An 18,378-nucleotide genomic window follows, 5' to 3' on the forward strand; every position below is an offset into this window, starting at 1 on the left:
GGGCTGCCTAGCCGCAACTCGTGCAGGTTGAAAAGCGCGAGGTGAGCGAGTCTAAACCGTCTCAATTGGGACCACGGTGCGCAGCCATTCCGCGGTGGTGGAGAGGGCTTCCTGCAGCGGTTCGGGGCGGGAAAGAAAGAGATCGTGGCGCCCATTATTTACAACGTGGAGCGTATAGCGAGCGCTGAGCTCCTTGGCCCATCGCTGGCTTTGGCGTACGTCCACGACAACATCGGCGGTGTTAGAGGATTCGCTATAGGGCTGATTGAGCTCGGAACGCCCTGAAGTCATGGTCAGCAGCGGGAGTCCCATGTCGATGCGGCCGGAATGGATCGCGTCGAAGCCATGGAAGACCGCTGCTACCCAACCCAGGTATTTCGGATGCCCGCCCAGCGGCTTGAAGCGACGGTCGAAATCCCAGTCACCCTTCTCTTTGGAATGGATAGATTCCCCGTAGGCGGTGAGATCGCCTCCGGGAATCGGGAACTTTGGGGCGATGGCAGCCCCGGCATAGATGACGTGCTTGAGCAGCTCATAAGTTTTATCCGCCATTCCCATCATGGCCAACCAGGGGCTGTTGAAGACGACACCGGAGATGCGGTTGAAGCGTTCGTGGTCCTGGCGGCGAAGGCGATCAAGCCAGAGTGCGATGATGGTGCCCGCGGTGGAGTGGCCCATGATGACGACACGCTGGTTGGGGAGGGCGTCGAGAGCCGCGTTGAGGTCGGCGTCGTAATACTTCATATCGCTGATGTAATGCCAGGTTTGGCCGTTCCTCCGGGAGCGCCCGCACTTGCGCAAGTCGAGAGCATAAAAGGCATAGCCGAGCTCGTAGAAATAGCGCGCTACGTGTTCGTGGAAGAAGTAGTCCGTCATGCCATGGACCCACACCAAGGCGGGGCGGTCATCGTGGGCATCCGTGTCGGGACAGTAGCGCACGAGCGTCGCGCACACATCGCCCTCGCCATCAGGGTCGGCGCCGAGTTCAAGGGTGGTGGTTTGGAAATCGGGCCCGAGGAAATCTTCTGTCCATTCGAGTTCGTCATATGTCATGGAGCTCATAATAGGCCGTGCAGCCAGGTACGTCGGGCGGGGCGGAGCGCTAGCGGCAGATGTCCTGCACCACGAATGGGGTAATGGGCTCGGATTCGGGCATTTATTCTCCCAGGAATGCCTATTTTGCGGCGAGGGGCGTAAGGTGGAGTCAATGCTTGACGGACCTCTCGCAGGGGAGGTCTGTATGCCGGTTTGCTTCCTAGCATCGTCGAGCGCTTCTCACCGCGCCCTGTGCACCCACATGCGCCGGGCACTTGACCACAACGAATATATCGACTCAAAGAGGTAATAAGTACAGTGTCCTCCGATAAGAAGACAGCACAAGTAGTAGACGAGGTTGAGGTCGCACTCATTGGTGCAGGTATTATGAGCGCCACCCTCGGCGCCATGCTGCGTGAGCTCGAGCCTAGCTGGACCCAAATGGTCTTCGAGCGCCTAGATGGACCTGCCCTTGAGTCCTCTTCGCCGTGGAACAACGCCGGTACTGGCCACTCCGCGCTGTGCGAGCTGAACTACACCCCGGAGAAAAATGGCCGCATTGATATCTCCAAGGCTTTGAACATCAATGAGAAGTTTCAGGTTTCTCGCCAGTTCTGGTCCCACCAGCTCGACAACGGCATCCTGACGGACCCGAAGGCCTTCATCAACCCGGTTCCGCATGTGTCCTTTGCGCAGGGCTCCATCCAGGTGGACTATCTGAAGCGCCGCTTCGACGCGCTGAAGGATAACCACATGTTCCCGAACATGCAGTTCAGCGACGATGACGCCACCTTCCAGGAGAAGCTGCCCCTGATGTCCCAGGGCCGTGACTTCAACTCGCAGAAGGTTGCTATCTCTTGGACCGAGGCGGGCACCGACGTCAACTTTGGTGCCCTGGCTAAGCAGTTCTTCACTGCCGCTAAGGCTGCCGGTACCGAGATCCGTTATGGCCACGAGGTCGTTGATATCAAGCGTGAGGGATCCAAGTGGCGCGTGGTGGCAAAGAACCTCCACACCGGTGACTACCAGGCTGTCCACGCCAAGTTTGTCTTCGTAGGCGCCGGCGGTTACGCACTCGACCTGCTGCGTAAGGCTGGTGTCCGTGAGGTTTCTGGTTTCGCCGGTTTCCCGGTTTCGGGCCTGTGGCTGCGTTCCAAAAACCCGGAACTTGTCAAGCAGCACCACGCCAAGGTGTATGGCAAGGCTGCTGTGGGCGCTCCGCCGATGTCCGTGCCGCACCTGGATACCCGTGTCATCGACGGTGAAGAAGGCCTGTTGTTTGGCCCCTACGGTGGCTGGTCCCCGAAGTTCCTGAAGAAGGGCTCCTACCTGGACCTGTTTAAGTCCATCCGTCCGGACAACATCACCTCTTACCTGGGCGTGGCAGCACAGGAGTTTGGTCTGACCAAGTACCTGGTGACCGAGGTCCTCAAGGACTTCGACAAGCGCGTTGAAACCCTGAAGGAATATGTCCCGAGCGCTGACCCGGCTGATTGGGAGACTGTCATCGCCGGCCAGCGTGTCCAGGTGATTAAGCCGGCGGGTGCACCGCAGTTCGGCTCCTTGGAGTTCGGTACCACCCTCATCAATAACCCTGAGGGCAACATCGCCGGCCTGCTCGGCGCTTCCCCGGGTGCTTCCATCACCCCGGCCATCATGGTGGAGCTGCTGGAGCGCTGCTTCGGTGAGCACATGATCCAGTGGGGCGATAAGATTCAGGAAATGATTCCGTCCTACGGCACCAAGCTCTCCAAGGACAAGAAGCTCTACAACGAGATGTGGGAGTACACGCAGAAGACGCTGCAGCTTGAGTCCAAGTAGTTTCTCCTTTCGGCTCGTAGGTGCTTGCCTCGCAGGTTATTCTCAGTAATTGGCAGGAAGTGTTCAGTGCACCGGAACGCTTCACCAAGGACAACGCCCCATAATGATGTTGTGCGTTTGAGAGAGCGCATGCGAGAGAGATAGAGAGAACCCCAGCCGCGCGGGGCGGTCGGCCTGAGAAACCGACCGGGAGCGTGGCAGTGAAAGATAGAGACGCACCGCCGCCCCGAGACTCCGTTTCCTTTCCTACGGAGACCTCGGGGCGGTGGTGTGTTTCCTTCTGTTTCTGCGCTTTAGGCTCCTAGGTTCCGCAGAAGGTGAGATAGCCTTCCGTACCGCCGGGCTGCTCATACTCCGGCGCAGCATTAAAAGGATGCGTGGTGGCGTGCAGGAGACGGGCGAACTCTTCGGCATCGCCCAGAGCGCTTTCGACCAGCCGCGGCCGGGGAATCACGCGCGGTACGGTCTGGTCTAGGAGCTTGATGTCAGGGCCACTTGTGCAGTAGGCATCAACGAAACTCCTATCCTCGAACTTCTCATAGGCTGCCGCAGGTTCGCCTGCCACGGCGTTGACGAGGCTGCGGTTGGCCTGTGTCAGGTCCGGGGCGGCCTCTGCGAGGGCAGCGCTGTACTCCTGGAAAAGCTCGTCGGGCATCTGCAGGCGACGCTGTGCCTCTCGGCGGCGGGCCCTCTCATAACGTTCGCCAAAGGTATCGATAGCCTCTTGAGCCCAGGTGAGGGCGATGTCAGGGGAGTCGTCGAAAAGCGGCAGCAGTGACTCCGCCAACCGCGCAAGGTTCCATCCCAGCATGTCGGGCTGGCGCCCAAAACGGTAGCGGCCCTGCGTATCGATGGAGCTAAACCAGGTGTTGGGGTCATAGCTTTCCATGAACGCGCAGGGGCCGTAGTCAATGGTTTCGCCCGATAACGTGGTGTTATCGGTGTTCATCACGCCGTGAATAAAACCCAGCTGCATCCACCCGGCGACCGTCGCGGCTTGTGCCTCCATGACGTGCGTGAATAGCTCCTGGCAGTCGGCGCCGGGGTAGTGGCGTTCACTGGTGTAGGCGGCGAGCTGTTCGAGTAGCCCGGGCACCTGCGAGTGCGCGGCAAAGTGGAAGGATCCGACACGGATGTGGCTTGCGGCCACCCGCACGAGGACCCCTGCCTCTTCCACCATTTGGCGCTGGATGGGGCGCCCAGTGGCGAGGACCGCCAGCGAGCGCGTGGTGGGCACACCTAGGGCGTGTATCGACTCGGAAAAGAGATACTCACGCAACATTGAGCGCAGCGTGCCGCGTCCATCAGAGCCATAACGCGAGTAGGGAGTCAGCCCCGTGCCCTTGGCATGCAGATCCCACAGGCCCGAGGGGTTGTGAGAGGCGGTGGGGCCGGTGACTTCGCCCAAGAGCAGGGCGCGGCCGTCACCCATTGCCGGGTTATATTGTCCGAATTGAAAGCCCGCATAGGCCATCGCGTGGGGAGTGACTGCTCCGCGGCCGAGGAGGAACTCTATTCCGTCCTCGCTGCGCAGCCAGTCTGGGTCGAGGCCGAGCTTAGCGGCTAGGTGCTCATTGAGCGCCACGATTCGTGGTGCTGGCTGTTCTTCCCCGCGGGTTGCCCTGACCATCTGTGGCAAGCGTTGGGCAAAGTCATTGTGCAGCTCAAAAGGCAGGGACTGCTCAGTCATCGCGGGACCCCAGGGTTCCGCGCACGCGAACGTGGACGTTGCCGCCTACCCAGAGCTCGTCCCCGTCATCGTCGATAAAGACGCGGCCATCGCGGCCTACCTGACTGCCCTGTGCAGCGGTATAGCGGGCAGGTACAACGCCCTTGGCGCGGAGGAACTGGGCCGCTCCGCCGTTGAAAGAACCTGTGACGGGGTCCTCGAATTGCCCGGTGATGGCGCGAACCTCGTAGGCCGGTTCCACATCCCCGGTGAGGCCGACCACGCCGACCTTGACGCCCGGGGTGGGTGTGGGGCGAAGCTTCCGCACGGCTTCAGCAGACTCGAGCTGGACCAAGCGCCAGCCAGGCCCGTTGTCCACCCAGCCGGAGTCAACGATGCTCTCTTCGTCGATTCCGAGTACGGCGGCTGCTTCGGAGCGCTCAGCCTCACTGAGCTCCCCGTGGCGCAGCAAGGGCGGGGTAGCGAAGGCGAAACGGCCTTCGTCTTGGCGCACGGTGACTAACCCGACACCGCATTCCTGAATCAGGGGCCCGCTCTTTCCTAATAGCTCCGCCGCGACGCGCGCACTGCCCAGCGTGGGGTGACCTGCGAAGGGGAACTCTTCGTACGGGGTGAAGATTCGCACGCGGTAGTCCGCGCCTGGATCTGTAGGCGAGCACAGGAACGTCGTCTCAGAGAAATTGGTCCAGTGCGCGATACGCTGCATCTCTTCGGTGCTTAAACCATCGGCATCCGCAACCACGGCGAGGGGATTACCGGTAAACGGCCCAGTGGCGAAGACATCTACTTCAAAGAATCGGTGCTGCATGGGGCCTAAGTCTAGTCGCACTGGCGGGCGGGGAGGTCTACGCTGGGCTGCATGAGCGAAGCACTTTTTAGCCGCGTTGAACCTATCCAGACCATGGCGGATGGGACCGTCAAACAGGTCAACCCTTTCTCCGGGACAGAGGTGTGGACCGTGCCAGGACGCGGCAACCGTCCGCTTGCGCATGCAGCAAAGGATCCGCATCCGCTGGGCCCTGATGCCTTGACGCACAGCTGTGCCTTTTGCTCAGGCCGCATGTTGGATACTCCGCCGGAAAAGTCTCGCATCTTGGCCTCGGGGGAGATTCAGCGCGGCCTTCTTCCGCACGAGCTGGATAACTCCCAGCCGCTGTTTCGCCGCGTTCCTAACCTTTTTGAAATCGTGTCTTATGACTACTGGCACGAGAACTATGGCTTCACCATGGACCCAGACCTGGCTTGTCACAAGGAAAGCTACGAGGCTGACGAGGCCGGACGCCTGCACGTACTCAATGTGGTGCGCACCAAGCTCAAGGCGGCGGGCAAGGATGTCGCGCTGGACGACGATTCTCTGCTCGCCCTCGCTGATGGCTTCTTCGGCGGCGGACACGATGTCATTATCTCCTCGCGGCACTTCGTGGACGGGGCGGTCGATGATAGCCAACTAGCCTCCTCCGGCACGCTGAGCCCCGATGAGCACTTCTTGCTGACAACGTTCACTGCGGAATCGACGCGCGAGCTCTACCAACGTAACCGCTACGCCTCTTATGTCGCCGTATTTCAGAACTGGCTGGCACCGGCGGGTGCGTCCTTCGACCACCTGCACAAGCAGCTCGTTGCGATTGATGCCCTGGGCATGGCGGCTCACCAGGAAAATGCGATTCTGCGGGCGCACCCCAACATGTACAACGATTGGGCTGTGGGCTATGCGGCAAAGCGCAACCTCGTCATAGCAGAAAATGACTATGCGGTGCTCTTCGCAGGATTCGGTCACCGCTATCCCACGCTCGAAATTTTCTCCAAGTCACCGCGCTGTGAACCGTGGGAACAAAGCCCTGAGGAAGTGCGCGGAATGTCGGATCTTATCCATGCAGCGCACGCCGCGGTGGGGCCGGAGGTGGCCTGCAATGAAGAATGGCACCACCGACCACCCAGCGTGGATCTGCCGCAGCCGTGGCGCGTCATGATCAAGCTGCGCGTGTCCACGCTGGCCGGTTTTGAGGGCGGCACCAAGGTCTATATCAACACCATCGATCCGTGGGGCTTGCGAGATCGCATCGTGGACGCCATGTTCCGCCTCCGCGAGCACGGAAAGATTGCCTCCGGCATCTCTATCGCCACTGAGTGCGAGCTCAAGCGCAATAGTTTGCGCTATAGCCCATTGGTTTGAATGGCCCCGCTTCGATTGAGCCAGATAAACTGATAAATAGATAAATCGGCGGGCGTAGATAAATTGATAAATAGATAAATCAGACCACGAGCACCAGCTCGGTGCCGCGCAGTTCGGTGCTCATGCCTGCCTCTTGGGCTACGCGGGCGGCATCCTCGAGGGAGGAGACATTATCGCCCTGGAGGGCGAGTACGCGAGCGAGTTCCCCCTTGTAGTGCTTGTTGAAGTGAGAGACCACCTTCCGGGAGCCATCCTCTTGCACTGTCTCCACGCGCACGGTGGCGGCGTCCTTGAGCTTGCCCAGTTGCTGGTAGGTGCCCGAGCGCATATCGATGAGGAACTCGTCAGCGTCGACTAGCGCACGCAGCTCATCGGTGATGGCTGTACCCCATCGTGACTTGAGAGTCTTCCCGCCCAGCTTGGTGCTGCCGGAAAGTCGGTAGTGCGGGATGAGGTCATCAGCGCGCACCAGACCAAATAACGCATCGCCCACGGCGAGGAAGCGTCGCGCTGCCGGGGAGAGGGTGGGGGCGTCGAGAGCGTCATACAGCACGCCGGTGAAACGCTCCAGCGCGGACATGGTGGGGGAGGACGCCAACTCGCGGTTGGACTCGGCTTCCCCACGTAGTTTCTCAGAGAGTTTGAGCACCTCCAGCGCTTCATCGACGTCGAGGGACGACAACTCCGCAGCGATTTCTTGGCGGATCGGGTTCAGCGCGGGGAAAGAGAGCTCGTCCCAGTTGAGGGCCGCGCCGCTGCCGCCGTGTGCTTTGGTCTCAGAAGGAGGGAGGATGATCAGCATGGCTACATGCTAGCGATGTAAACTGAGCAACCATGATTACACGTCTATCTGAGCTTTTCCTCCGCACTCTTCGTGAGGATCCGGCTGATGCCGAAGTCCCCAGCCACAAGCTTCTCGTCCGCGCAGGTTATGTGCGCCGCGTCGCGCCGGGTGTATACACCTGGCTGCCACTGGGGCTGCGTGCCATGCGCAAGATTGAAGACGTTATCCGTCAGGAGATGAACGCCATCGGCGGCCAGGAGATGCTCTTCCCGGCGCTGCTGCCGCGCGAGCCTTATGAGGAGTCGAACCGCTGGACGGAATACGGCGATAACCTGTTCCGTCTTAAGGACCGCAAGGGTGCGGACATGCTGCTGGGCCCGACCCACGAGGAGATGTTCACCACCGCGGTGAAGGATATGTACTCCTCCTACAAGGATTTCCCGGTCACGCTGTACCAGATCCAGACGAAGTACCGCGATGAGGAGCGTCCGCGCGCCGGCGTGCTGCGCGGCCGTGAGTTCACCATGAAGGATTCTTATTCCTTCGACATGACGGATGAGGGGCTCGATGAGTCCTATGCCCGCCACCGCAAGGCTTACCAGAACATTTTTGACCGCCTGGAGATCGATTACGCGATTTGCAAGGCCACCTCTGGTGCGATGGGTGGCTCGGCCTCCGAGGAATTCCTCGCTGTGTCTGAGGTGGGTGAGGATACCTTCGTTCGCGCCACGGAGGGAGACTACGCTGCCAACGTGGAAGCAGTAGTGACCCAGGCGCCGGAGGAGATTCCCTTCGACGGTCTGCCGGAGGCACAGGAGCACGAAACCCCGGACGCCGAGACCATTGAGTCCCTGGTGGAGTGGGCTAAGGACGCCGGCATTACTGTCGACGGCCACGAGGTCACCGCAGCGGACACCCTCAAGTGCATGATGATCAAGGTGGCCGCCCCCGCAGCCACGGAGGAAGAGAAGGAATGGGAGCTCGCCGCCGTCCTCATTCCGGGTGACCGCGAGCTGGATGAAAAGCGCCTGGAGGCTTCGCTTGAACCGGCAGAGTTCGAGCTTGCCAGCGATGAGGACTTCAAGAAGACCGACTTCCTGGTCAAGGGCTATGTCGGTCCACGTGCGCTTAACGCTCACGACGTGAAGGTATATGCCGACCCGCGCGTAGTTTCCGGTTCGTCGTGGATTACTGGCGCGGATGCCCCGAACCGCCACGTGGTGGGCTGCGTTGCCGGCCGTGACTTCACCGTTGATGAATTTATTGAGGCCGCGGAGGTCAAGGAGGGTGACCCGGCGCCGAATGGTCAGGGCACTCTGACCCTGGAGCGCGGCATTGAACTTGGTCATATCTTCCAGTTGGGCCGCAAGTACACCGAGGCTTTCGACGTGCAGATTCTGGACGAAAACGGCAAGCGCGCCGTGCCGACCATGGGCTCCTACGGCATTGGCGTTACGCGCATGCTCGCCGTGTTGGCGGAGCAGCGCCATGACGAGAAGGGCCTCAACTGGCCGGTGGCTGTGGCCCCGTACCAGGTGCACGTGGCCGTGGCCAACAAGGATGCCGCTGCCTTGGAGGCGGGCCAGAAGCTGGTGGAGGACCTGGACCGCGCGGGCGTCGAGGTGCTTTTCGACGACCGCCCCAAGGTCTCCCCGGGCGTGAAGTTCAAGGATGCCGAGCTCCTGGGCATGCCGTTCATTGCCATCTTGGGCCGCGCATTTGCCGATGGCATCATTGAGCTGCGCATCCGCGGCGGCGAGACCCGTGAGGTCCCCGCAGATTCCATCGTGGACACCTTAACGGAGCTCATCCGCGGCTAGGTGCGTTAAGCGCGTAGGCTCGCGGGTATGAGTTCTCACAACCCCGCACTGACATATTCAATGGCTGCAGCACTCTCTGCCATGGGAGTGCTGCATTTTGCTAAGCCGAAGCCCTTCGAGTCCATCATCCCGCCACAACTTCCAGGGTCGGCTCGCTTCTACAACTTAACCTCTGGCGCCTGGGAAGTGGTGACCGGTGCACTCCTGGCGAACCCATCGACGCGGCCTGCAGGCGGCCTTTCAGCCCTAGCTTTGCTCGCCGCCGTGTGGCCGGCGAACTTCTACCAGGCCTACAGGGACTTAGAAAGCGGCAAGGCATCAACCGGCAAGAAGATCTACCACGCGGTGCGTCTGCCGTTGCAGATTCCGGTCATGCGCTATGCCTGGTCGCTGTACGCCGAAAAGAACGCCAAACGTCGGTAGCTCAGGAAAATCGAGCCCGCGAGGGAGGAATTAAGCTGCACTGATGCGGTGAGATTGGGCGGCTACAGAAATAAGCCAGCTTCGCCATTCAGCATTGGGTGCCGCTTGGTCAGGCACCTCCTGTGAGGCGGCGGAGGTCCATGTCACCGTGTCACTATGCGCGACGTAGTCAAGGAACGCGCGCGCTGAGTCGGCGTCTACGGGCAGCTCACCGGAGGACGAGGTGTAGGCCGCTGCGGGCTGTGGCACTGGTCCGATTTTGGCTACTGCTTCTTGGAGCGCGAGGACGCGGTTCTCGTGCAGAGCGAGGCGCTCATCAACCAGCTCTTCGACGTCAGGTGTGACATAGGAACGAGCAAAGTCCAACGCATACACCTGCTGGTATTCCCAGTCCAAGAGTTTGGTGGCGAGGTCAGCGTCATCCTCCGTCAGGTCCGGCACAGCGCCCGGTTCATCGGTGGAGCGGGCCTCCATTGCGATGGCTTGGGCGACGAGCAGGGGCCGAGATTCCGGGGAGACCGCGTCAAGCTGCTCTTCAGTCGATGAAGAAGCTGCGGCAAGCACGGCAGCCGCATCAGTGGCCTCGTGTGCTTCACCCTCACGATTCACTTCGCAGGAGCGCGGAACGTGTCCTTCCTCGTCGCGGCCGCAGAGGCGCTCAATTTCGGAGTAAAGCTCGTCTGCGTGCTGCGCGCGCAGGGCAGCGGCATCCGCATCAATCTCTTCCAAGGCGAGAGCATCCGCGCTGGCGGATTGAGCAAGCGACGTGAGGGAGGGGTCTGCGTGGGGGCCAAAATAATCCACGATCGCGTCGGTGGCTTGGCAGCCGCCCAGCCAGGGGGCAACGCAAGCAAGCAGGGTGGGGATAACTACTCGGCGGTTCACGCGATAGACCCTACCCGTGTGACCTAGTCTAGAGCGCATGGCATTCCCAACACCCGCGCAACTAACCGAAATTCTGCAGCCTGTCGCCGCCGCACGCGGCCTCGACATCGAAGATGTGAAGACCACGCGAGCTGGTAAGAAGTCTCAGGTCATCATCCGCATCGATGGCGATGAGCGCCCGAGCTCCGATCTTATCGAGGAGCTCTCGCAGGAGATCTCTGCGCTCTTTGACGCTCAGGAAGAAGCGGGCACCCTCAACTTCGGTGCCGGCTACACCCTAGAGGTATCCACGCCAGGAGTGGACTTTCCGCTCAGCGCCCCGCGCCATTGGCGCCGCAACCAAGGAAGGCTCGTTGGCTATGCGCTGGCCGAGGAGCCTGGCACCACCCGCGTCGCCCGTATCGGTGCCCTGTCCGAGGATGAAGAATCCGTGGCGCTTATCACGACGGTGAAGAAGGAGGTGCGCTATCAGATCGAACGATTGGAAAACCTAAGCCGTGCAGTGGTAGAAATTGAATTTGCTCAACCTTCAGCAATGGAGCTGGAGGCGGCTATGCAGACGTTCGACTTCGCCGAGCAGAACTCGGCAACCCGAGAGGACTAACAAGTGAATATTGACCTAGAGGCACTCCGTACGATTCAGCGCGAGCGCGGCGTCCCCGTGAAGGACTTGCTCGAAGCTATCGCGGGTGCCCTTTTGTATTCCTACCTGGACCACCGTGCGGAATCCGCTGAGACAAAGGCGGAAGGCACGAAGTCGCGCGTAGACATTGACGCCGACAGCGGCGCCGTCACTGTCATCGTGACCGAAAGTGATCCGGAGACCGGAGAGGTTATCAGCGAGTACGATGACACCCCGGACAACTTTGGGCGCATCGGCGCGCAGGCGGTCCGCGATGCCATCCTGCGCAAGTTGCGCGAGAACGAGGCTGAGCGAACCTATGATTCCTATTCTGAGCTGACCGGAACGGTGGTGTCGGGCGTCGTCCAGCGCGATATCCACGCCAACAAGCGCGGCGTCGTTGTGGTGCAATTGGGCACCGAACACGATTCCCAGGATGCTTTCCTGTTGCCTGCTGAGCAGCTGCCGGGGGAGAAGCTGGAGCACGGTGACCGCGTCAAGGCCTATGTCGTGGGTGTGAACCGTAACGGTGCCAAGGTGCAGATCACGTTGTCGCGCACTCACCCGGAGTTGGTTCGCGGACTCTTTGAGCTGGAGGTTCCGGAGGTCGCCGACGGTGCGGTCGAGATTATCGCCATCGCTCGCGAGGCTGGCCACCGCTCCAAGATCTCCGTTCGCGGCCACGCCAAGGGCCTCAACGCCAAGGGTGCGTGTATCGGCCCGAAGGGCTCCCGCGTCAGCAACGTGATGCGTGAACTCGGTGGTGAGAAGATTGACATCATTGATTTCAACGAAGACCCAGCCGTGTACGTGGGCAATGCTCTCGCCCCGTCGAAGGTCGTGCGCGTAGAAATCCTCGACGAGGAAGCGCAGGTGGCCAAGGTCACCGTGCCGGATTACCAGCTCTCGCTCGCTATCGGCAAGGAAGGCCAGAACGCTCGCCTCGCAGCTCGCCTGACCGGATGGAAGATTGATATTCACTCCGATGCCGCTCGGGACTAGCTTTCCGAGCAGCCTACGGTGGAATTAAAGGTTTGGCCTATTTTCGCGTAGACTAGACAACGGCCCACATGCAGGAATGCTGTGGCGTAGCAGCAGTAGCGATATGACCTAAGGAGTTGGATGTCTCAAGGACAGCGTCTCCGCACCTGTATCGCTACGCGCCAAAAGCATCCCGACACGGAACTGCTGAGGGTTGTCGCCGATAAGGGCGATCCCTCAGGGCGCCGTGTCGTTCCGGATCCCGGCCGCCGCCTTCCTGGAAGGGGAGCGTGGATAAGGCCTGATCTGGAAGCAGTAGAGCTGGCGGAGCGAACCCGTGCCTTCAGGCGCGCGCTCCGATTGTCCACAGACGTGGACACAGGTCACGTACGTGAGTACCTCGCTGCCAGGCAGCAGGTGCAGTCGGCGGGCAACAGCCCGTGCGACCCAGAGTTAAAAAGGAAGACCGAACACTGATGAGCGCACAACCATGAAGCAGCATCAGCGATGAAAGTCCATAGCCATTAACTAGGGGTCAGGCCGTATTCCGCGGCCTTGGCTCCTAGAAAGATTAAAGAGGAGACAAGTGCCCGGAAAGCTACGTGTACACGAGTTGGCAAAGCAGCTCGGCGTAACCAGCAAGGAACTACTCGCCACGCTGAAGGAACAAGGCGAGTTCGTCAAGACCGCATCCTCGACCATCGAACCCCCGGTGATCAAGAAGATGCGCGCACACTACGAAGCTAAGGGTGGCGAGGACAAGGCCGCGGAGAAGAACGCGCCGGCAGCCACCCCAGCTTCTGCTGCCAAGAAGCCGGCAGAGAAGAAGCCTGCCGCTGCAGCAAAGCCAGGCCCGAAGCCAAGCGCCGCCCCTAAGCCCGGTGCTGCCCCGAAGCCGGGTGGCGCCCCGAAGCCGGGCGCCACGCCAAAGCCCAGTGGCGCACCGAAGCCTGGGGCACAGCGCAAGAACAACGAGAAGGGCGGCGAGCGCGCTGTCACTCCGCGCAGCATGCCGAAGCCTGGCGGCACCCGCCGCGTGGCCAACAACCCGTTCTCCACGGGTAGCTCCAGCGATCGTCCGAGCCCCGGACCTCGCCCAGGCGGTACCAAGGGACAGCGCTCCGCTGGCAAGCCCGGTGATAACCGTGGCGGCAAGGGCGGCGCACGCCCGCAGGGCGATGGCAACCGCAGCGGAGGACGTCGTCCTTCGCCGGCAATGATGCCTTCGCACCCGAACCCGGCCAGCATGCCGTCGAAGGCCGCTGGTAGCGGCGGCGGTGGTCGTGGTCGCGGCGGCCGCGGTGGCGGGCCCGGCCACGGCGGTCCTGGCCACGGTGGTTTCCGTGGACGCGGCGGTCGTCGCGGTGGCACCGCCGGTGCATTCGGCCGTCCGGGTGGCGCACCGCGTCGCGGAAAGAAGTCGAAGCGTCAGAAGCGCCATGAGTTTGAAGAGCAGCAGAAGCATGAGGTAGGCGGCGTACGTCTGCCTGACGGCGGCGGTAAGGTCGTACGCCTGCGTCGCGGTGCTTCCCTGGCTGACTTCGCTGAGAAGATTGGTGCAGATCCTGCAGCATTGGTGCAGGCACTGTTCAACCTCGGTGAGATGGTGACTGCTACGGCTTCTGTCTCCGAAGACACCCTGCAGCTGCTGGGTTCGGAGATTAACTACGAGGTCCAGGTCGTCTCCCCTGAGGATGAGGACCGCGAGCTGCTCGAGTCCTTCGACCTGCAGTTCGGCGAGGACGAGGGTGGCGAAGAGGCACTTGAGAAGCGCCCGCCAGTTGTGACCGTGATGGGTCACGTTGACCACGGTAAGACTCGCCTTCTTGACACCATTCGTAAGACCAACGAGGGTGCCGGCGAGGCCGGTGGCATTACCCAGGGAATCGGCGCCTACCAAACCACGGTGGACCTCGAGGATGGTCCTCGCACCATCACCTTCCTGGATACCCCGGGTCACGAGGCCTTCACCGCCATGCGTGCTCGCGGTGCTAAGTCCACCGACTTGGCCATCCTGGTGGTTGCCGCCGATGACGGCGTGATGCCGCAGACCATCGAGGCAATCAACCACGCGAAGGCAGCAGACATCCCTGTGGTTGTCGCGGTCAACAAGATTGATAAGCCGGAGGCTTCCCCGGACAAGATCCGTGGTCAGCTCACTGAGTACGGACTGGTTCCGGAAGAGTACGGTGGCGACACGATGTTCGTGGATATCTCCGCGAAGAACAACATCAACATTGATGATCTGCTCGAAGCCGTCATCCTGACGGCGGACGCTGCCTTGGAGCTCACCGCTAACCCGGACATGGATGCGCAGGGTTCTGCCATCGAGGCCCACCTCGACCGCGGCCGCGGTCCGGTGGCTACGGTCATCATCCAGCGCGGTACGCTGCGTATTGGTGATTCCATCGTGGTTGGTGACGCACACGGACGTGTGCGCCGCATGCTCGATGAGTTCGGCAACGACGTGGAAGAGGCAGGCCCGTCCCGCCCGGTCCAGGTGCAGGGTCTTAATGGTGTTCCTGGCGCCGGCGACAACCTCCTGGTTGTTGAGGATGACCGCGTGGCACGCCAGATTGCCGCACAGCGCGATGCTCGCAAGCGTTCTGCTCTGCAGGCAAAGGCTCGCAAGCGCGTCTCCCTCGAGGATCTGGATGCAGTGCTCAAGGAAACCTCGACGCTCAACCTCATCCTCAAGGGCGACAACGCAGGTTCCGTGGAAGCGCTCGAAGATGCCCTGTTGGACATCGAGGTCGACGACGAGGTACAGCTCAACATCATCGACCGTGGTGTGGGCGCGGTGACGCAGACCAACGTCTCCCTGGCTGCCGCTTCGGACGCCATCATCATCGCCTTCAACGTTCGCGCTGAAGGCAAGGCCACCGAGGAAGCCAACGCTGAGGGCGTCGATATCCGCTACTACACGGTGATTTACCGCGCCATCGAAGAGGTTGAGGCAGCGCTGAAGGGCATGCTCAAGCCTATCTACGAGGAGCGCGACACCGGTGCGGCAGAGATCCGCGCGCTGTTCAAGTCCTCCGCCGTCGGCACCATCGCCGGTTGTATGGTCACGGAGGGCAAGGTCAAGCGCAATGGCAAGGTGCGCCTGGTCCGCGACGGAAACGTCATTACCTCCGATGCCAAGATCGAGTCCCTGCGCCACGAGAAGGATGACGCAAACGAGATCAACGCCGGCTACGAGTGCGGTATGGTTCTGTCCTATCCGGATATTCAGGTAGGCGATATCATCCAGGCCTACGAAGAGGTCGAGGTCCCGCGCGACTAAGCGCAAGAAACCTCAGGCAGTGAAGCCCAGCCAGGAAAGATTCTGGCTGGGCTTTCCTCATTTCGGCCGAAAGGTGCAGAATCGGTATCCTAGACTAGTTGCCAGTAACCGTACGTAAAGGAGCTTCACCATGGTTGATCACGCCCGCGCCGCACGCATGGCAAAGCGCATTCAGACAATCGTCGCCAGTGCAATTGAGCGCCAAATTAAGGATCGCCGCCTTGAGCTGGTGACAATCACGGATGCCCGGGTCACGGGTGATCTCCACGACGCCACCGTGTTCTACACAGTGCGTGGTACGGATATCGAGACCGAGCCTGATTATGACCAGGCAGCCGAAGCCCTCACCAGGGCTAAGGGGCAATTGCGCAAGATTGTGGGTGATGAGCTCTCCGTTCGTTTTACGCCGACGCTGTCCTTCGAGCTCGATACTGTCCCCGAGGCCTCCGCGCACATGGAGGAGCTGCTCGCCCGCGCCCGTGCCCGCGATGCGGAGCTAGCCAAGCTGAAGGAAGGTGCACAGCCCGCAGGCGACGCGAACCCGTACAAGACCTCGGACGAGGAAGAGGACTAAGTGTCGCGAACCAACTACGAAGCCGCAGTGGATGCACTGGTGCAAGCCAGCAGCATTTGCATCATCACGCATTTGCGCCCAGACGCCGACGCCGTCGGCTCGGCAGCCGCCCTTACCCTGGCACTTCGCCAGCGCGGGAAGCAGACCCGCACCGTGATTGGCCAACGCCGTGATATTTCAGCCAACCTGTTTTCCATCCCCACGGTGGATGAGATTGAGTTGGTGGATGAGCTTCCACAAGGTTATGACCTCTATGTCACTGTGGACTGCGGCTCGATAGATAGGACGGGTTCGGTGGCCCAGGAAATCGAAGAAATGGCCGCCGTGGGCCGCGTCCTGTGCATCGACCACCACGCCTCCAACGATGGCTTCGGAGCCATCAATGTCGTGGATCCGGTATGCGAGTCCACCACGGTGGTGCTCCTGGACATCCTGGATAGGCTGTCCATCCAGATCGATCGCGTCATCGCGCACTGCCTGTACGCGGGCCTAGTCACCGATACCGGTAACTTCCGGTGGGGCCGCCCAGCGATGCATGATATCGCTGCGCGCCTGATGCTCTATGGTCTCGATACCAAGCAGATAGCGTTGGAACTCATGGATTCCAGCACGGCCGATGACCTGCAGATGATTGGACGCGTGCTCTCAGGCCTCAGGATTGAGGAAGCAGGGGAGCACCGCCTCGCTGTTCTCTTCGTCCCGCATGAGGAGGTCAGCTCCCACGCCGATTCCGCGATTGAATCTTTCGTCGATTATGTCCGAGCCTTGAAGGGCACTGACATCGGCGTGGTCTTCAAGGAGCAAGCGCCTGATGTGTGGGCGGTGTCCCTGCGTTCCTCCGCCGTCAACTGTGCGGAAGTGGCCCTCACCTTTGGCGGCGGCGGGCATATTCCGGCTGCAGGTTATACCGCGCATGGAAACCCCGAGGAGGTTATCGCGCAGCTGGTAGGTGCGTTGTCCTAGATGGTTTCGGAGCAACCAGTGAAGGTTTCTGCCGCTGAGGTCTTCCGCCTCGCCCTTCCTGCTCTGGGCGTTCTGGCGGCCATGCCGTTGTATTTATTGCTGGATACTGCGGTCGTCGGCCGTTTGGGGGCGGAGGATTTGGCCTCGCTTGGCGCAGCGGCCACGCTCCATTCGGTGGTTACCACCCAATTAACCTTTCTGTCTTATGGCACGACCGCGCGTGCGTCACGGCTGTTCGGCGCGGGGAAGCGCGAGGAGGCCGTCGCCGAGGGGGTGCAGGCAACGTGGGTTGCCGTGGGCGTTGGGATGGTGCTCGCCGTCATTATGTGGCTCTTCGTCGGGGTCTTTGCCACCTGGTTGACGGGTAACCCGGATACAGCGCGGGGGACCGCACAGTGGTTGCGGATTGCGGCCGTCGCCATTCCTTTTACCCTCATCAACATGGCCGGCAACGGCTGGATGCGAGGTGTTCAAAACACCCGCAAGCCCCTCTACTTCACCCTGGCAGGTATGGTTCCCGGCGCCATCGCGGTGCCTATTTTCGTGCATGTGTGGGGGCTTGCAGGTTCCGCCCTGGCCACGGTGCTGGGGATGGGGATTATCGCGGCGTTCTTTGTAGCGGAGCTGCGTCGCGAGCATACCGGCTCGTGGGAGATTCGGTGGAGCGTGGTTCGTCGGCAGCTAGTGCTGGGACGTGACCTCATTGTGCGTTCGCTGAGCTTCCAAGTGGCGTTTCTGTCAGCGGCGGCCGTGGCCTCGCGTATCGGCACGGCGCAGCTCGCCGCGCATCAAATCATGATGCAGATGTGGAATTTCCTGTCCCTCGTTCTGGATTCCCTCGCGATCGCTGCCCAAGCCTTGACCGGCGCGGCATTGGGAGCGGGATCAGCGCGCTATGCCCGCACGGTGGGAACCAAGGTAACGCTCTACTCGACGTCCTTCTCCCTCGCGCTGGCAGCGGTACTGGGCCTTGGCTCCGCTTTTATCCCACGGATTTTTACCACGAGCCCGGAGGTCCTAGAGGTCATCTCCGGCCCCTGGTGGGTTATGACCTTCCTCGTCATTATTGGCGGCGTCGTCTTCGCCTTGGACGGCGTCCTCCTGGGGGCTGGGGACGCGGCCTTCCTCCGCACGCTCACCCTCGCTTCGGTGCTTCTAGGCTTCCTTCCCGGCGTCTGGTTGGCCTTTGTTTTCGACACCGGCTTGACCGGGGTGTGGGGCGGTATTGCCGCGTTCATCCTCATCCGCATGGTGGGCGTGGTCTGGCGCTTCTACTCCATGCGGTGGGCGCGGGTCTAAGCCTGTGGTAGAAGTAGAGGGA

16 protein-coding genes are annotated in these 18,378 nt (G+C 61.2%); 11 read left to right on the forward strand and 5 right to left on the reverse strand.

The window, feature by feature from the left end; translation table 11 throughout:
• Positions 1-51: 51 nt before the first annotated feature.
• Positions 52-1,053: an alpha/beta hydrolase gene (locus HMPREF2537_RS07155; protein WP_210383630.1), complete on the reverse strand. Its 1,002-nt coding sequence runs from the start codon at positions 1,051-1,053 to the stop codon at positions 52-54.
• Positions 1,054-1,353: 300 nt separating this feature from the next.
• Between HMPREF2537_RS07155 and mqo the strand changes: the two genes are divergently transcribed.
• On the forward strand, positions 1,354-2,856 hold the full coding sequence (gene mqo, locus HMPREF2537_RS07160) for a malate dehydrogenase (quinone) (protein ID WP_070527049.1): 1,503 nt from the start codon (positions 1,354-1,356) through the stop codon (positions 2,854-2,856).
• Between the two features lie 301 nt (positions 2,857-3,157).
• On the opposite strand, the gene HMPREF2537_RS07165 is transcribed toward mqo, so the two are convergent.
• On the reverse strand, positions 3,158-4,546 hold the full coding sequence (locus tag HMPREF2537_RS07165) for a protein adenylyltransferase SelO family protein (RefSeq protein WP_070527053.1): 1,389 nt from the start codon (positions 4,544-4,546) through the stop codon (positions 3,158-3,160).
• Positions 4,539-5,354, reverse strand: coding sequence for a PhzF family phenazine biosynthesis protein (locus HMPREF2537_RS07170; RefSeq protein ID WP_070527056.1), 816 nt, complete (start codon positions 5,352-5,354; stop codon positions 4,539-4,541). Before HMPREF2537_RS07170 ends, HMPREF2537_RS07165 begins: the two co-directional genes overlap by 8 nt.
• Positions 5,355-5,405: 51 nt before the next feature.
• On the opposite strand from HMPREF2537_RS07170, the gene HMPREF2537_RS07175 reads away from it, so the two are divergent.
• Entirely contained in the window at positions 5,406-6,719 is a 1,314-nt protein-coding gene (locus HMPREF2537_RS07175; RefSeq protein ID WP_210383631.1) for a DUF4921 family protein, read from the forward strand.
• A gap of 79 nt (positions 6,720-6,798) precedes the next feature.
• Here HMPREF2537_RS07175 and yaaA read toward each other — a convergent pair whose 3' ends face one another.
• Positions 6,799-7,521 (reverse strand): peroxide stress protein YaaA, encoded by a 723-nt coding sequence (yaaA, locus tag HMPREF2537_RS07180; protein WP_070527059.1) that lies wholly within the window; start codon positions 7,519-7,521, stop codon positions 6,799-6,801.
• Positions 7,522-7,553: 32 nt separating this feature from the next.
• On the opposite strand from yaaA, the gene HMPREF2537_RS07185 reads away from it, so the two are divergent.
• Entirely contained in the window at positions 7,554-9,323 is a 1,770-nt protein-coding gene (locus HMPREF2537_RS07185; RefSeq protein WP_070527062.1) for a proline--tRNA ligase, read from the forward strand.
• Between the two features lie 27 nt (positions 9,324-9,350).
• Complete coding sequence (locus tag HMPREF2537_RS07190) at positions 9,351-9,746, forward strand: DoxX family protein (protein WP_070527065.1); 396 nt, start codon at positions 9,351-9,353, stop codon at positions 9,744-9,746.
• A 30-nt stretch (positions 9,747-9,776) separates the two neighbouring features.
• Here the strand turns inward: HMPREF2537_RS07190 and HMPREF2537_RS07195 are convergent, their stop codons facing one another.
• Positions 9,777-10,631 (reverse strand): hypothetical protein, encoded by an 855-nt coding sequence (locus tag HMPREF2537_RS07195; protein ID WP_070527069.1) that lies wholly within the window; start codon positions 10,629-10,631, stop codon positions 9,777-9,779.
• Between the two features lie 37 nt (positions 10,632-10,668).
• On the opposite strand from HMPREF2537_RS07195, the gene rimP reads away from it, so the two are divergent.
• The 7 genes from rimP (at position 10,669) to HMPREF2537_RS07230 (ending at position 18,356) form a co-directional block, all read left to right on the forward strand.
• Positions 10,669-11,235 carry a ribosome maturation factor RimP gene (rimP, locus tag HMPREF2537_RS07200; RefSeq protein WP_070527072.1) on the forward strand — a complete coding sequence of 189 codons (567 nt, stop codon included), beginning with the start codon at positions 10,669-10,671 and terminating at the stop codon, positions 11,233-11,235.
• Positions 11,236-11,238: 3 nt separating this feature from the next.
• Positions 11,239-12,255 (forward strand): transcription termination factor NusA, encoded by a 1,017-nt coding sequence (gene nusA, locus HMPREF2537_RS07205; protein WP_070445649.1) that lies wholly within the window; start codon positions 11,239-11,241, stop codon positions 12,253-12,255.
• A gap of 120 nt (positions 12,256-12,375) precedes the next feature.
• The gene (locus HMPREF2537_RS07210; protein WP_070527075.1) at positions 12,376-12,711 is read left to right on the forward strand and encodes a YlxR family protein; all 336 of its coding nucleotides are present in this window, start codon (positions 12,376-12,378) and stop codon (positions 12,709-12,711) included.
• 109 nt (positions 12,712-12,820) lie between these two features.
• On the forward strand, positions 12,821-15,520 hold the full coding sequence (gene infB / locus HMPREF2537_RS07215) for a translation initiation factor IF-2 (protein ID WP_070527078.1): 2,700 nt from the start codon (positions 12,821-12,823) through the stop codon (positions 15,518-15,520).
• Positions 15,521-15,650: 130 nt separating this feature from the next.
• Complete coding sequence (gene rbfA, locus HMPREF2537_RS07220) at positions 15,651-16,094, forward strand: 30S ribosome-binding factor RbfA (protein ID WP_070527081.1); 444 nt, start codon at positions 15,651-15,653, stop codon at positions 16,092-16,094.
• Positions 16,095-17,057, forward strand: coding sequence for a DHH family phosphoesterase (locus HMPREF2537_RS07225; RefSeq protein WP_070527084.1), 963 nt, complete (start codon positions 16,095-16,097; stop codon positions 17,055-17,057).
• A complete protein-coding gene (locus tag HMPREF2537_RS07230) occupies positions 17,058-18,356 on the forward strand; it encodes an MATE family efflux transporter (RefSeq protein ID WP_070527087.1) in 1,299 nt (432 codons plus the stop codon).
• Positions 18,357-18,378: the final 22 nt, after the last annotated feature.

It is taken from the genome of Corynebacterium sp. HMSC074E01 (genome assembly GCF_001808885.1).
In the GTDB taxonomy this organism is placed as follows: Bacteria; Actinomycetota; Actinomycetes; order Mycobacteriales; family Mycobacteriaceae; genus Corynebacterium.

What these genes read in the sequence shown, in the direction of transcription:
- HMPREF2537_RS07155 (WP_210383630.1), bottom strand. Translation starts at nt 1,053, where the DNA reads ATGACATATGACGAACTCGAATGGACAGAAGATTTCCTCGGGCCCGAT.
- HMPREF2537_RS07165 (WP_070527053.1), bottom strand. Translation starts at nt 4,546, where the DNA reads ATGACTGAGCAGTCCCTGCCTTTTGAGCTGCACAATGACTTTGCCCAA.
- HMPREF2537_RS07170 (WP_070527056.1), bottom strand. Translation starts at nt 5,354, where the DNA reads ATGCAGCACCGATTCTTTGAAGTAGATGTCTTCGCCACTGGGCCGTTT.
- HMPREF2537_RS07175 (WP_210383631.1), top strand. Translation starts at nt 5,406, where the DNA reads ATGAGCGAAGCACTTTTTAGCCGCGTTGAACCTATCCAGACCATGGCG.
- yaaA (WP_070527059.1), bottom strand. Translation starts at nt 7,521, where the DNA reads ATGCTGATCATCCTCCCTCCTTCTGAGACCAAAGCACACGGCGGCAGC.
- HMPREF2537_RS07185 (WP_070527062.1), top strand. Translation starts at nt 7,554, where the DNA reads ATGATTACACGTCTATCTGAGCTTTTCCTCCGCACTCTTCGTGAGGAT.
- HMPREF2537_RS07190 (WP_070527065.1), top strand. Translation starts at nt 9,351, where the DNA reads ATGAGTTCTCACAACCCCGCACTGACATATTCAATGGCTGCAGCACTC.
- rimP (WP_070527072.1), top strand. Translation starts at nt 10,669, where the DNA reads ATGGCATTCCCAACACCCGCGCAACTAACCGAAATTCTGCAGCCTGTC.
- HMPREF2537_RS07210 (WP_070527075.1), top strand. Translation starts at nt 12,376, where the DNA reads ATGTCTCAAGGACAGCGTCTCCGCACCTGTATCGCTACGCGCCAAAAG.
- rbfA (WP_070527081.1), top strand. Translation starts at nt 15,651, where the DNA reads ATGGTTGATCACGCCCGCGCCGCACGCATGGCAAAGCGCATTCAGACA.
- HMPREF2537_RS07230 (WP_070527087.1), top strand. Translation starts at nt 17,058, where the DNA reads ATGGTTTCGGAGCAACCAGTGAAGGTTTCTGCCGCTGAGGTCTTCCGC.